A 13,888-nucleotide genomic window follows, 5' to 3' on the forward strand; every position below is an offset into this window, starting at 1 on the left:
ACCTCGGGTGGTGGTTCGATCCGGGTGAGTGTTAGCGCTAACATGTTGCACATTGTTCAGTTTGCTCAGGCGTTTCCTGGTGATCAGTCCTCGGTGGAGAGCCAGACGCGCATCGTCGAGGGCCCGCGGTTGGCCCAGGCGTGATACGCCACCAACGGCACCTCGTCGAGCCGCTCGTCCACCAGGCGAGCCGGCTCAGGGTTGGTCCGATAGGGCCAGTCGTCGTCGTCCAGGCGCACCCGCCGGCAGCACACGGTGACCCTGCCGTCGACCAGCCGGGGCGACTTGCTGGTGTCGACGCGGAGCTCGTCGACGCTCTCGACGCCGGCGACGTCCACCGACTCCAGAGCGAGCACCACCGGGCCGCGCTCCACCGCGACACAACCCCGGACGGCGTCGATGCGGGGGTCCGGGTACGTGAACCGGGGCTCCATCGGCAGGGACAGGACGACCTCGTCGCCGGGTCGCCACCTCCGCCGCTCGGTCACCACGCCCGGACCGACGGGACGGGTTCCGCCGGCAACGGTGACCGTCGCGCCCTCGGCCGCCCAACCCGGCACTCGCAACGACAGCGACCAGGGCTGGTCGTCGTCACTGTCGATGCGCACCCGGACCTCGCCGTCGTGGGGAAAGTCGGTCGCGATGCTCAGGCGCCGCTCCCGCCCGTCGGCGAGGCGGTGCTCGACCGTGCCGGGCAGGTACTGGTGCAGCTGCAGGCCGTCGTCGTCGGACGTCGCGACGTACGCCGCCAGGCTGGCCAGGGTGCGGGCGACATTGGTCGGGCAGCAGGAGACCTCGTACCAGGGCGCCCGCAGGGACGCCGCCGCGCGCAGGCTGGGCCGGTCGGCGTCGGGTAGCGTGCCCAGCTCCCGGCGGTGCAGGGTGTTGGTGTAGAAGAAGCTCCGCCCGTCAGCCGACGGCGAGGCCGACACGACGTTGAACAGCGTCCGCTCGATGAGGTCGGCGTACCGGGACTCACCTTCGGCGAGCAGCAGCCGCCAGGCGAGCATCACCGAGCCGACACCGGCGCAGGTCTCGGAGTAGGCCCGGTCGGGTGGCAGCACCCAGTCCCCGCCGAACGCCTCGTCCTGGTGGCGGGAGCCCTGTCCTCCGGTGACGTACGTACGCCGCGCCACCGCGTTCTTCCACTGGTCGCGCACCGCCTCCAGCAGGCCGGCGTCCTTCAGCTCGACCGCGACGTCGGCGGCGCCGGCGGCGAGATAGTTCGCCCGCACCGCGTGCCCGCGCAGTACCGCCGCCTCCCGGACGGGAAGGTCGTCCTGGAAGTACTCCCGACCGAACTCCACATCGCTGAGCCGGCCATGGCCTCTGCGGTCGACGAAGAGGGCGGCCTGGGCGAGGTAGCGGTCGTCACCGGTGGTCCGGGCGAGTTCCACGAGCGCGCACTCGATCTCCGGGTGCCCGCACAGGCCGTCGATGCCGTCGGGTCCGAACGTCTCGCACACGTTGTCGGCGGCCCGTCGGGCGACCTCGAGCAGCCCGTCGTCGGCGCCGGGGCGCGTCCGGGCGCGGGCCACCGCGGCCTGGAGAAGGTGCCCGACGCAGTAGAGCTCGTGGCCCCATTCGAGGTCGGACCACCGCGGCGCCTGCCCCCGGCGACCGAACCTGGTGTTGAGGTAGCCGTCGGGCTCCTGCGCCGCGGCCACCCGCCGCACCACGGCTCGGAACCGCGACTCGAGCCCGGCGTCACCGGTCCGGCCGATCTCCCACGCCAGCGCCTCGAGGAACTTGTAGACCTCCGAGTCGGAGAACTCGCGCCCCCGACGCTCGCCGGACAGGTCGCCCTGGACGGCAAGGTCGAAGTTGCGGATCCAGCCCTCCCGCTCGAGCCAGTACTGGATGTGCTCCAGGCTCGCGCCGGCGTTGACCGACTGACGCTCGGCCCAGAATCCGTCGGTGATCCGGACCTCCCCCAAACCGAGCGGCCGTAGTCGGCCACGGGTCGGCAGGACGGGCGCGGCCGTGGGTGCCGTGCCGCTCATAGTCATCCCTTCAGCGCGCCGGACATGAAGCCGCGCACGTAGTGTCGTTGAAGCAGGAGGAACAGGACGATGCACGGCAGGGCCAGCACGACGACGCCCGCTTCGGTCGCCCCGTAGTCGACGACGCCCTGTACCTGTCCGCGCAGGTTGGAGACGGCGAGTGGAAGGGTCATCCGCTCGGTGTCGTTGATGAGGATCAGCGGTGCCATGAAGTCGTTCCACGCGGCCAGGAACGCGAAGAGCCCGACCGTGATCAGGCCCGGCTTGACCGCGGGCAGCAGCACCCGCCACAGCGCGCCGAACGACGAGCAGCCGTCCACCATCGCGGCCTCGTCGAGCTGGCGTGGCACCGCTTCGAAGGAGATGCGCATCAGGAAGGTGGAGAAGGGCAGTTGGAACATGGTGAGCACCAGGGCCACCCCGACGAGCGAGTTGTCCAGCCCCACCTCGTTGAGCAGCACGTAGAGCGGAATCAGCAACGTCGCGTACGGGACCATGAGGATGGCGAGCGTGACCAGGAACAGGATGTTCTTGCCGGGGAAGCGGAATCGCGCGAACGCGTAGCCGCCGAGCAGGGAGAGCAGCAGCGTCAGGGCGACCGTGAGCAGCGACACGAAGGCCGAGTTGCCGAGGTAGACCCAGATGCCGGCCTGGTAGCCGGCCAGGGTCTTGTAGTTGCCGAATCCCCAGCCGTCCACCTGGTTCGTGCCGGCCTGTGGGGCGACCGAGGCGACCGTGGTCCAGACGATCGGCGCCAGGAAGATCAGCCCCACCGCCCCGGTGAACACCCAGTACGGCGTCCGTAACGCGATCCCGGCGATGGTGACGCCACTCGACCTGCTCCGGCCGGCCCGGGCCGTGCTGGTCGGGCTCGGCGGTCCGCCGGCAGCGGTTGACGTGGCACCGGTGGCGATGGCCATCAGCTCTCCTCGGACCGGAAGGCGCGCAGTTGCAGCGCGTTGATGAGGATCAGGGCGAGCAGCACGATGACGGAGAGGGCCGCCGCCACACCGAGGTCGTTCTGGCCCTGGAACGCCATCATGTAGATCAGTTGGACGACGGTGATCGTGCTGCTGTCCGGGCCGCCCTTGGTGAGGATGTAGAACTGTTCGAAGGCGAGCAGGGAGCCGGTCACGCTGAGCACGGTCGTCAGTGCCAGCGTGGGGCGCAGCAACGGCAGGGTGATCTTCCGGAAGGTCTGCCACCGGCTGGCGCCGTCCGAGCGGGCGGCCTCGTAGACGTCCGCGGGAATGCCTTGCAGGCCGACGAGCATGAGCACCATGTAGAAGCCGGCGTAGCGCCACACGATGAGGAAGGTGGTGGAGAAGAGCGCCGCGTTCGGCGATCCGAGGAACGTCACTCCCAGGCTCTCCATCAGGGGAGCCAGCGGACTCGCGTACGGCGAGTAGAGCACGTAGAACAGCAGCGATGCCGAGGCCAGCCCCAGGGCGCTGGGAATCAGGAACGACGCACGGAGCAGGTTGTTCCACCGACTCGACTCCTGCACGAGCAGGGCCAGACCCAGCCCGAGAACCAGCAGCAGTACGGTCGCGAGCACGGTGTACTTGATGGTGAACACCACCGAGTCGGTGAAGAAGCGGTGGTCGATCGCCTTCACGAAGTTGTCGGGGGCGTTGATTCCCTGGTCGCCGGTCAGCAGGGGCCATCTCGACACCGACATCTTGATCACGAGCAACAGCGGCACCGCGAACAGCGCCACCACGAAGACCGCCGTCGGTGTCGCGTAGAGCCAGCCGAGCAGGGCGTGGCGGCCGCGGGAACGGACACGGCCGCGCGTCGCCACCGTGGCCGGGCGAGACGGCGCGTTGACACTCATGGGAACCCCTCGTTCATTCGGCAGCGAGCAGATCGTCGACGCGTCCCGGGCAGGGCCCTGCCGCAGGCGTAGGTCGGCCGATGAACCCGTCGGTCGCCATACGCCTGCGGGCAGCGACTACTGCTTGAGCACGCCGGTGATCTCGTCGTTGTCCTTCCGGACGTCGCCATTTCCGTTGAGCACCTGGTTGCGTACGAGGGTCAGCCAGGGACTGCTCGGCGCGTTGAACGCCTGCTGGAAGTTCAGGGCGACGGGAGTGTCTCCCTTACCGGCCACCTCGTTGATGGTGACCAGCCGCGGGTCCTCGGCGGCGTACTTGTTGTTCGCCAGGTCGGAGCGCGACACCACGTCCTTGTTCTTCGCCAGTACCTCGACCTGAGCCTCCTCGGACATCATCCAGCTCAGGAAGTTCCAGGCCTGGGCGGCCTTCTTGGAGTCCTTCGAGACGCCGATGCCGTCCCCGCCGACGAACGTGGAGGCCCCGCCGCTCGGGCCGGGGATGCCGGCGACACCGACGTCGAACGGCGTCGACGAGAGCAACGTCGCCGGGTAGAACATCAGGCCGACCTTGCCCTCGGTGAACGCGGCGGTCCAGGTAGGGCCGGTCTCGTCCGCCGAGGCGGGCAGCACGGCACCGGACTTCCACAGGTCCTGCCAGGTGCGGTAGACCTTCTGGGCGGTGTCGTCGGCGAGCTTGGACTCCTTGCCGTCCGCGCTCAGCACCTCACCGCCGTCGGCCCACACCGTCGGGAACCAGGTGAAGACCAGGCACCCGCCGCAGTTCAGACCGGCCGCCGTGCCGTAGACGCCGTCCTTCTTCATCGCCTGGACCGCCTTGGCGGCGGCGGCGTACTCCTCGAGCGTCGCCGGAGCCTTCTCCGGGTCCAGCCCGGCCTCCTTGAACAGCTGCTTGTTCCAGAACATCATCGACAGGTCCAGCACGAAGGGCAGCACGTGCGCCTTGCCCTCGACCGTGCCGGCCGACAGGTGCCCCTTGTTGATGGTGTCCTTGAAGCTGAGGCCGTCGATGTTCGCGCTCAGGTCCTGGAACAGCCCCTGGTTCACCCAGTTCGGCACGTAGACGATGTCGGCGGCGAAGAGGTCCGGAAGGCCGCCGGAGCCCGCTGCCGCGCCGACCTTGGCGACGTAGTCGTCGTTGGGGACGACGGTCAGCTGGACCTTGTTCTTGTGGCTGGCGTTGTAGGCGTCGACGAGGAGCTTCGCCTGCTTCTCCAGCGGGGCACGGGTCCACAGGGTGAGTTCACTGCCGTCGTCGACGCCATTGGGCCCGGCCTCGGCCGCACTCGAACCGGCCGGGTCGTCGCCGCTGCACGCCGCCACGCCGACGCTCAGCGCCGCAACGAGGACTCCGGCCAACGACCGCAGGGCAGTTCGCCTGCCCAGAGGTCTTGTCATGGTTTCTCCTAGGGTTCGTCGTTCACCGGGAGCCGCTGCGCGGTCCCGCCGAGCCGGTATCTCGTGTTCGTCACTTCGGTTCTCGATGAGGTGGAGCTGTCGCCGGTGGGCAGCACGAACCGCAGATTCGGTCGGCCGGGCGGACAAGCCCACCGACGGGCGACCCGGTGGGCGGCCGGCTTTCGCGGTAGCGGCCGGAGCCTGGTCGGTGAAAACCGTGTGTTCGTTTGTGGACGGCGCGGCCGTCCATCGCACCGCCCGGGACGTGAGCCTCGACGGCCCGACCGGACAGCGCACCACAGTCGACACCCCGCCCTTGTCAGCGGAGTGAGCGATAACAGCGGGCGACGGCATCGGTGGCTCCTCACAGGGATAGCGCGAGGCCGAGGCGGGGGTTCCCAGGCCATTGTGAGTGGAGTCACAGATGATGTTAGCGTTAACCTCGCCGTCGTCAATACTTGCTGGCGTGATTGTTTCCGCCAGATGACGGCCGGGAAAATCCGGGACGGACGCGCCCACCGGAGCAGCGCCCGGGACGCCATCCGCACCGCGGCGGACCGTGACGTCCCTGCCGCACCGCACCGGGGACGGGCATCAGCCGGCCCCTCCCCGCTCCCGCCCCGAGCGACCCACCTGGCGGTTTCCTGGTGCGCTCGAAGCGTCTCGCGCCCCGATCGGCGCGGCGAATTGCTTAGGCTCACCGCATGGCAGGCATCGCCCAGCTCAGCGGCATCGCCCTGGAATGCCCCGACCCGGCCGCGCTGGCGGCCTTCTACAGTGCCGTCACCGGCTGGCCGATCGTGTACGCCGCCCCGGACTGGTACTCGATCGGACCCAGCGAGGACGCCCCACTGCACCTGTCGTTCCAGTTGGCGCCCGGCCACCAACCGCCGACCTGGCCCGACCCCGCCTCGTCCATGCAGTTCCACCTGCACCTGCGCGTCGACGACGTGGAGGAGGCCGAACGGAGGGTCGTCGAACTGGGCGCGACGAGGTTGGCCGAGCAACCCGACCTCGCAAACGTCCGGGTCCTGGCGGACCCGGCCGGCCATCCGTTCTGCCTCTGCCCCCGCCCGACGACACCCGAAACGCCCAGCTGAACCCTGGCTGTCATTGGTGGTGGTCAGGGGTGGGTCCGTCGGTCTTGCCACGGCTGGCGGGGCTGGGCCAGGCGACGGCAGGGCAGGCCGGTGCGCCGGTGGCGGTGCAGCCGTTCTGTTCGCGGCTGCGGCGCCACTGCTCGTGCGCGGCGAAGACGCGGTTCAGGCCGTCGCCTGCCGCGACCCGCCCTCACGACAACCGCTGCGCCCGGTGCAGGAGCCGCTGGGTGACCACCACCAGAGCGAGGAACGCCCCGCTGACGACCTGTTGGAACGACGAGGTGAGCACCCCGATCTGGTTGATCAAACTCTGGATGACGCCGAGCAGCAGCACGCCCGCCATCGTGCCCGTGAGCCCACCGGCGCCGCCGGTGAGCAGCGTGCCGCCGATCACGACGGCGGCGATGACGTCGAGTTCCATGCCGACGCCGAGGATCGTGACGCCGGAGGAGAGGCGGGCGGCGTTGAGCGCGCCGGCCAGCCCGGCCAGCAGACCGGAGATGAGATAGACGAGGACCTTGACCCGGGTCACCGGTACGCCCATGAGCACCGCGGCCTCCTCGCTGCCGCCGATGGCGAACACGTTCTGCCCGAAGCCGGTGCGCTGCAGCAGCACCCCGCCCAGCAGGACCAGAGCCAGGGTGATCCAGACCGGCACGGTGAGGCCCAGGAAGGCCGCCTGGCCCAGGGCGCTGAAGGCGTCGTCGCGCACCAGGTAGGTGTTCGCCCCCTCGTCGGAGACCGCGAGCATGAGGCCTCGCATGCCGAGCAGCCCGGCCAGGGTCACGATGAACGGCGCCATGCCGGTACGCGCCACGATCAGGCCCTGGATCAGCCCGATCGCACCGCACACCGCGAGCGGCAGCAGCAGCGCGACGAGCAGCCCGTACCGGGAGCCGTAGGCGGCCAGCACCCCGGCTAGCACGAAGGACGAGCCGACGGAGAGGTCGATGCCGCCGCTGATGATGACGAAGGTCATCCCGATCGCGACGATGGCCAGGAACGACGACGACACCACGATGTTCGCGGCGTTCTGCGGGGTGGCGAACGAGTCGAATGTGGCGGCCCCGACCAGGACGGTGACCGCCAGCACGACGAGCGCGCCGTGGTGCTGCAGGAGGTGGCCGATCCGTTCGCGGCGCAGCGCGCCCGGTCTGCGTCGCGCCTCGGCGCCGGTGTCCGCGTCGGCGATGGTGGTGGTCATGCGCGCCTCCCTCGAGCGGCGTAGACGGCGGCCAGGATGATGACCGCCTGGGCCATCTGGGTCCAGGACTGCGGCAGGTTGTGCTTGATGAGCGTGGCCTGGAGCAGCTGGATGAGCAGGGCGCCCATCACCGTGCCGAGGACCCGGACCCGACCGCCGGTGAGCGGGGTGCCACCGACCACCACGGCGGTGATCGCGGAGAGCTCCATCAGCAGGCCCAGGGAGGTGGGGTCGCTGGCCTGGAGCCGCGACGTGGCGAGGACGCCGGCCACCGCGGCGAGCAGGCCGGAGATGACGTAGACGGTGACCAGGATGCGCCGTACCGGTAGGCCGGACAGCCGGCTCGCGGCCCGGTTGCCGCCCACGGCCACGAGTTGGCGGCCGAAGGTGGTGCGCTTGACCAGGAACGCGACCAGCACGGTGAGCACCGCCGCGATGACGACCACGAGCGGCAGGCCGAGCACCGATCGGCTGCCGAGCGTGATCAGCGTGGGGTTGCGGAACTCGGTGAGCTGCGGCACCAGCACGTTCGCCAGGCCGCGTACGCCCACCAGCAACGCCAGCGTCGCCACGATGGGTTGCACCCCCACGTACGCGACCAGCGCACCGCCGCCCGCGCCGACGGCCGCGCCGGCGATCAGGGCGGCGATGATCGCGACCGGGGCGCCGTATCCGAGGTAGAGCACCACCATCGCCGAGGCGAGGGCCATCACCGAACCGACGGAGAGGTCGATCCCCTCGGTGCCGATCACCAGGGCCATGCCGAGCGAGGTGATCACGATGGGCGCCACCTGGATCAGCTGGGTCCGGAAGTTCGCCACCTCCAGGAAGTGCGGCGTGAACGCCACGTTGAACAGCAGGAGCGTGAGCACCGACGCGTACACGCCGTACTCCTGCAGCCACCCGAGCAGGCGTACGCGCCCGCCCCACGCGCGCGGCGCGGCCGCGGTCTCAGCCATCGGTGTCTCCCGTCGCGGCAATCGTCGCCATGATCGCTTCTTCCGTCACCTCGTCACCGCTCAGCTCGCCGGCGACCGCGCCGTCGCGCAGCACGACGACCCGGTCCGCGCCCTCGACGAGTTCCTCCAGGTCGGAGGAGATCAGCAGCACGCCGAGCCCCTCGGCCGCCAGCTCGTCGATGAGCGCCTGCACCTCGGCCTTGGCGCCGACGTCGATGCCGCGGGTCGGCTCGTCGAGCAGCAGCACCTTCGCGCCGGTGGCCAGCGACCGGGCCAGCAGGACCTTCTGCTGGTTGCCGCCGGACAGCTCGGAGACCTTCTGGTGCGGCGAGGCGGCCTTGATGCGCAGCCGCCGCATGAAGCTGTCGACGAGCCGGTCGATCCTGGCTTCGGACACCACACCGGAGCGGGACAGTCGGGGCAGGGCGGCCAGCGCGATGTTGTCCCGGACCGACAGGGTGGGCACGATGCCCTCGGCCTTGCGGTCCTCGGGGACGAGGCTGACGCCGGCCCGGATCGACGCGGCCGGGGAGCCACGCCGTACCTCCTGCCCGGCCACGGTCACGGAGCCGCCGTCGACCGGGAGGGCCCCGGCGATCGCCTTGGCGGTCTCGCTGCGTCCGGCGCCGAGCAGCCCGCCCAGGCCGACCACCTCGCCCGGGCGTACCTGCACGGACACGTCGTGCAGGACGGGCCGGCGGGACACCGAGCGGGCTTCCACCAGAGGGTCGCCGGCAGCGGCCGTGTGCTCACCGGAGAACTTCGTGGCGCCCTCCCGCCGGATCTCGGCCGGGTCGCGGCCGAGCATCAGCGCGACGAGGTCCACCCGCGGCAGTTCGTCGAGCGGCCCGGCGTGCGCCACCCGGCCGTCACGCAGGACGGTGACCCGGTCGCAGATCCGGTACAGCTCGTCGAGGCGGTGGCTCACGTAGACCACCGAGATGCCCTGGGACCGCAGGTCGGCGATGACGCCGAAGAGGGTGTCCACCTCCCGCGGTTCCAGGGCCGAGGTGGGCTCGTCCATGATCACCACGCGGGCCTCGACGGAGACCGCGCGGGCCAGGGCCACCATCTGCTGGGTGCCCATGCCGAGCGAGCGAAGCGGCCGGCGTACGTCGGTGCGGATGCCGTACCGGGTCATCACCCGCTCAGCCTCGGCGTTCAACCGCGCCGTGTCGATGACCCCGAACCGGCTGCGGGGCTCCCGCCCGAGCAGCAGGTTCTGCGCGAGGCTCATCTGCGGGACGAGGTTGACCTCCTGGTAGATGGTCGAGATCCCGGCCCGTTGGGCGGCGAGGGGGTTGTCGTAGCTCACCGGCTCGCCGTGCAGCAGCAGCGTCCCGCGGTCCGGCCGGTAGACGCCGGTGAGCACTTTGATGAGGGTGGACTTGCCGGCGCCGTTCTCGCCGACCAGGGCGTGCACCTGCCCCGCGTCGAGCCGGAACGACACGTCGTCGAGGGCGAGGATCCCGGGGAACCCCTTCGAGATTCCCCGGGCCTGCAGAACCGCGGTAGCCATCAGTAGGCGTTCCCCAGGCTCTCCTTGGCGTTCGCCGTCGTGTACTCCCGGTCGCTGATGATGACCGTGGCCGGGATCCCCTCCCCGTCCAGGAACTTCTGGGCGGTGGAGAAGGCGAGCGGCCCGAAGCGCGGGTTCGACTCGACGACCGCGGCCAGCCAGCCGTCGACGATGCCCTGCACGGCGGCGCGGGTGCCGTCCACGGACACGATCTTCACGTCGCCGGGCGACTTGCCCGCGCCCTTGAGCGCCGTGACGGCGCCGAGCGCCATCTCGTCGTTCTCGGCGTAGATGCCCTTGGTGCCGGGGCGGGACTGGATCAGCTGCTCGGTAACCTGCTGGCCCTTCTCGCGGGTGAACTCGCCGGTCTGCTCGAAGGAGATGGTGATGCCTGGGGCCTTCTGCTGGATCTGGTCCTTGAAGCCCTTGGTCCGGTCCGTGGTGACGTTGTTGCCGGGCGCGCCGAGCAGGATGGCGACGTCGCCCTGGCCGCCGAGGGCCTCGATCATCCGGTCGGCCGCCCGCTGGCCCTGCTGGTAGAAGTCCGAGCCGATGAAGGTGAGGTAGTCGGTGCACGGCTGAGCGTTGATCTTGCGGTCGATGGTGATGATCGGGATCTTCTTCTCTGCCGCCTGCCGCAGCACCGGCTCCCAGCCATCGGAGTTCAGCGGCGCGATGACCAGCAGCTTGGCGCCCTGGGCGATGAGCTGCTGCACGTCGGAGATCTGCTTGGAGAACTGGGACTGCGCGTTGGTGACGCGCAGGTTGGCGATGCCCAGCGTGGCGGCCTCGTCCTTGATGGACCTGGTCTCGGCGATCCGGAACGGGTTGGCTTCCTTCTCCGACTGCGAGAAGCCGACCACGTCCTTCTTGAGGTCGAACTTCTGCCCGCCGAAGCTCTGCAGAGTGCAGGTCGGACCGGTGGCGCCCGAACTCTGCACGACCTGGTTGCCCGCGCTGCCGGCCGGTTCCGGCGTGCCTGCGCCGTCCTCGCTCTTGGCGCAGGCCGCGGTGGTCAGGAGGGCGGCCAGCGCGACCGCCACCAATCTGGATGTCCTGGACATGGCGTTTCCTTCCTGGGGCGGGGTTGTCGGTCGCGGGGAGGTGGTGCGGGGGGCGGCCGTCGCCGCGGCGAGCACCGCCGCGGCGACGGCGGTGCGGCGGGTTCGCCTCACCGGAGCCCTCCGGAGGAGTAGAGCTGGCCCACCTCGGCGGCGGACAGCGGGCGGTCGTAGACCCGCACCTGGTCGATCGCGCCGCGCCAGTAGTCGACCGGGCCGCCGTTGAACTTGGCCCGCCCGATGACGGTCGGTCCGGTGGACGTCTCGCCGAAGCAGGAGCTGGCCGTGCCGGCGGGCTGTCCGTCGACGTAGAGCGTCAGCGTGCCGGCGGCGGCGTCGCGCACGCCGACCAGGTGATACCAGCGGCCGGGCTCCGGTGCGGTCGGCGCGAGCGCCCGGACCCCGGCGAAGCTGAACGCGAACCGGTTGTCGGCGCCCGAGTACTGCAGGAAGAAGGCGCTGTGGTTGGTGCCGTCCTGGCTCACCGCGGTGGCGAAGCCGCCGAGGCTGTCCAGCTTGACCCAGGCCGAGGCGGTGTAGTTGCCGGTGGTGTCGAGGATCGCGGCGCCGGTGTCGACGTACTGGTTCACCCCGTCGAGCTGAACGGCGCCGCCGGTGCGGCCGGTCGTCCAGGTCGCGCCGTTCACCAGCGTCCCGTCGTGCTCGCCGGCCCGGTCGTCGGTGGCGGTGCCGCTGCCCTCGTCCAGCGGCCACCAGCTGACCCCGGTGAGGCCGGGCGTGCCCGGCGGCAGCTGCGGCGCGTCCCCGCCGGTGCCGTCCACCGAGCGGACGATGGCCCGGTTGATGTCCCGGACCCGGTCGAAGTCCATCTTCTTGATCTGGCGGTCGTAGGTGTAGAAGCCGTTGACCTCGTGCTCCACGTCCGTGGTCTGGGTGTAGACGGCGCCGGAGAGCCCACACCGGTTGGCCACGGTCAGCAGGTCACGCTGGTTCTCCACGTAGCGCCGGGTGAGGGTGGCGCTGTCCGGCGTCATCTCGTAGCCGTGCCCCTCGCCGAACCACATGTGCCCGGGCACCTCCAGTCCGAGCCCGCCGTGCTCGCCGTCCACGGCGACCCGGTCCCCGCTCGGCGTCGGCGAGGCGGGGCCGAGGTACTGGTGGAAGTCGATGATGTCGCCGCGTCCGGAGTCGCCCTTGGAGTCACAGCAGTTGACCCCGCTGTGCGCGTTGACCATCCGGCTCGGATCCTGGGCGCGCAGCTCGTCGGCGATCCGCCCGGTGGCCGTGCGTTCCCACTCGCCCCAGCCCTCGTTGAACGGCACCCAGACCGTGATCGAGGTCCAGCTCTGGTGCTCGGCGACGATCTCCTTGAGCTGCCGCTCGAACTCCTGCTGCGCGTCGACCGGCGGGATGCCGCCGGTACGCATGGACGGCATGTCCTGCCACACCATCAGGCCCAGCCGGTCGGCCCAGTAGTACCAGCGGTCGGGCTCCACCTTGATGTGCTTGCGGATCGTGTTGAAACCGAGCCGCTTGGTCTCGGCGATGTCGAAGCGCAGCGCCTCGTCGGTGGGCGCCGTGTAGATGCCGTCCGGCCAGTAGCCCTGATCCAGAGTGGACATGTTGAACAGGATCTTGCCGTTGAGGGCCAGGTGGAGCTTGCCGTCGGCGCCCCTGACCTTGCTCACCTCGCGCATGCCGAAGTAGGAGTCGACCTGGTCGACCACCTTCCGGCCGTTCAGCACCCGCACCTTCAGGTCATAGAGGTACGGGGAGTCGGGCGACCAGAGCCGCGGTTTCGGCACCGGTACGCGCAGCTCGGTGCCGGCCGGGCCGGACGCGCGGCCGACGACCTTGTTGCCGGCGTACGCGACGGCCTCCACCGTACGACCGTTGCCGCCCGCGACCTCGGGGGTGACCCGCAGGCTGGCGTCGTCGAGATCCGGCGTCATCGGCAGCCGCTCGACGTGGCTCGCCGACACCGGCTCCATCCAGACGCTCTGCCAGATGCCGGACGACGACGTGTAGAAGATGCCCCGGTCCGGCACGTTGCGCTGCTTGCCGACCGGCTGCCACGTCTGGTTGGTGCGGTCCTCGACGCCGACCACCAGCTCCTGGGCGCGGCGGCCGCGCAGGACGTCGGTGACGTCGACGCTGAAGCTGTCGTAGCCGCCGCGGTGGGTGGCGACCTGGACGCCGTTGACCCAGACGGTGGCGTCGTAGTCGACGGCGCCGAAGTGCAGACGCAGCCGCTCGTCGCCGCCGACCCGCCAGTTCGCCGGCACGTCGAACGCGCGCCGGTACCACATCCGGTCCTCGTGCCGCTGGATGCCCGACAGCGCCGACTCGATCGGGTACGGCACGAGCACCCGCTCGCTGAGCTGCTCTCCGATCGGCGGGGCTTCGCCCTCGTGCGCCCCGGCGAACTGCCAGACCCCGTTGAGGCTCGCCCATCTCGGACGGACGAGCTGCGGGCGGGGGTACTCGGGAAGCGCGTTGTCCGGTGACACCTGGTCGGTCCAGGGGGTGGTGATCGGTGGCGTCCCCGGTTGCCAGCTGGCCTCGGCGTGCGCGACGCTCGGCACGCCGGCGACGACGCAGGCCGCGGCGACCAGCGCGGTGACTGCTTTCCTCATCGTTCAGGGCCCCTTTCTCACGAGCGTGGCGTGAGAGGGCAGGCCGCAGCGCCCGGGCACCGGGCCGGGTGGAAACCGGTCGGGTCGGGTGGCGGTCTGCCGGAAATCGTTGAGAAACAATCAATCACCGTCACGATCCCAAGTCAATACTGTTCGATCAGTTCCGATCAGAAACGATCCCGAAACGCGGTC

At 70.2% G+C, this 13,888-nt stretch carries 10 protein-coding genes; 1 reads left to right on the top strand and 9 read right to left on the bottom strand.

Features of this window, described 5'->3' with window-relative positions; all coding sequences use genetic code 11:
* Window positions 1-83: 83 nt before the first annotated feature.
* The 4 genes from AB0C04_RS16545 to AB0C04_RS16560 all read right to left on the bottom strand — a co-directional run bounded on the left by AB0C04_RS16545 (window position 84) and on the right by AB0C04_RS16560 (window position 5,256).
* Window positions 84-2,003, bottom strand: coding sequence for a beta-L-arabinofuranosidase domain-containing protein (locus AB0C04_RS16545; RefSeq protein ID WP_357054622.1), 1,920 nt, complete (start codon window positions 2,001-2,003; stop codon window positions 84-86).
* A 2-nt stretch (window positions 2,004-2,005) separates the two neighbouring features.
* Window positions 2,006-2,923, bottom strand: a complete 918-nt coding sequence (locus AB0C04_RS16550) for a carbohydrate ABC transporter permease (protein WP_357054625.1) — start codon at window positions 2,921-2,923, stop codon at window positions 2,006-2,008.
* Window positions 2,923-3,840 carry a sugar ABC transporter permease gene (locus AB0C04_RS16555; RefSeq protein WP_357054628.1) on the bottom strand — a complete coding sequence of 306 codons (918 nt, stop codon included), beginning with the start codon at window positions 3,838-3,840 and terminating at the stop codon, window positions 2,923-2,925. Before AB0C04_RS16555 ends, AB0C04_RS16550 begins: the two co-directional genes overlap by 1 nt.
* A 117-nt stretch (window positions 3,841-3,957) precedes the next feature.
* Window positions 3,958-5,256 (bottom strand): sugar ABC transporter substrate-binding protein, encoded by a 1,299-nt coding sequence (locus AB0C04_RS16560; RefSeq protein ID WP_357054631.1) that lies wholly within the window; start codon window positions 5,254-5,256, stop codon window positions 3,958-3,960.
* 704 nt (window positions 5,257-5,960) lie between these two features.
* On the opposite strand from AB0C04_RS16560, the gene AB0C04_RS16565 reads away from it, so the two are divergent.
* The gene (locus tag AB0C04_RS16565; RefSeq protein WP_357054634.1) at window positions 5,961-6,356 is read left to right on the top strand and encodes a VOC family protein; all 396 of its coding nucleotides are present in this window, start codon (window positions 5,961-5,963) and stop codon (window positions 6,354-6,356) included.
* Window positions 6,357-6,546: 190 nt separating this feature from the next.
* On the opposite strand, the gene AB0C04_RS16570 is transcribed toward AB0C04_RS16565, so the two are convergent.
* The 5 genes from AB0C04_RS16570 to AB0C04_RS16590 all read right to left on the bottom strand — a co-directional run bounded on the left by AB0C04_RS16570 (window position 6,547) and on the right by AB0C04_RS16590 (window position 13,696).
* Complete coding sequence (locus AB0C04_RS16570) at window positions 6,547-7,560, bottom strand: ABC transporter permease (RefSeq protein WP_357054637.1); 1,014 nt, start codon at window positions 7,558-7,560, stop codon at window positions 6,547-6,549.
* Window positions 7,557-8,519 (bottom strand): ABC transporter permease, encoded by a 963-nt coding sequence (locus tag AB0C04_RS16575; protein WP_357054640.1) that lies wholly within the window; start codon window positions 8,517-8,519, stop codon window positions 7,557-7,559. The genes AB0C04_RS16570 and AB0C04_RS16575 overlap by 4 nt, the downstream gene beginning before the upstream one ends.
* Window positions 8,512-10,038 carry a sugar ABC transporter ATP-binding protein gene (locus tag AB0C04_RS16580; RefSeq protein ID WP_357054643.1) on the bottom strand — a complete coding sequence of 509 codons (1,527 nt, stop codon included), beginning with the start codon at window positions 10,036-10,038 and terminating at the stop codon, window positions 8,512-8,514. The genes AB0C04_RS16575 and AB0C04_RS16580 overlap by 8 nt, the downstream gene beginning before the upstream one ends.
* Window positions 10,038-11,102 carry an ABC transporter substrate-binding protein gene (locus AB0C04_RS16585; protein WP_357054646.1) on the bottom strand — a complete coding sequence of 355 codons (1,065 nt, stop codon included), beginning with the start codon at window positions 11,100-11,102 and terminating at the stop codon, window positions 10,038-10,040. The genes AB0C04_RS16580 and AB0C04_RS16585 overlap by 1 nt, the downstream gene beginning before the upstream one ends.
* Before the next feature lie 107 nt (window positions 11,103-11,209).
* Window positions 11,210-13,696, bottom strand: coding sequence for a LamG-like jellyroll fold domain-containing protein (locus tag AB0C04_RS16590; protein WP_357054649.1), 2,487 nt, complete (start codon window positions 13,694-13,696; stop codon window positions 11,210-11,212).
* Between the last annotated feature and the right edge of the window lie 192 nt (window positions 13,697-13,888).

The sequence above is a fragment of the Micromonospora sp. NPDC048909 genome, from assembly GCF_040649635.1.
Lineage (GTDB): Bacteria > Actinomycetota > Actinomycetes > Mycobacteriales > Micromonosporaceae > Micromonospora.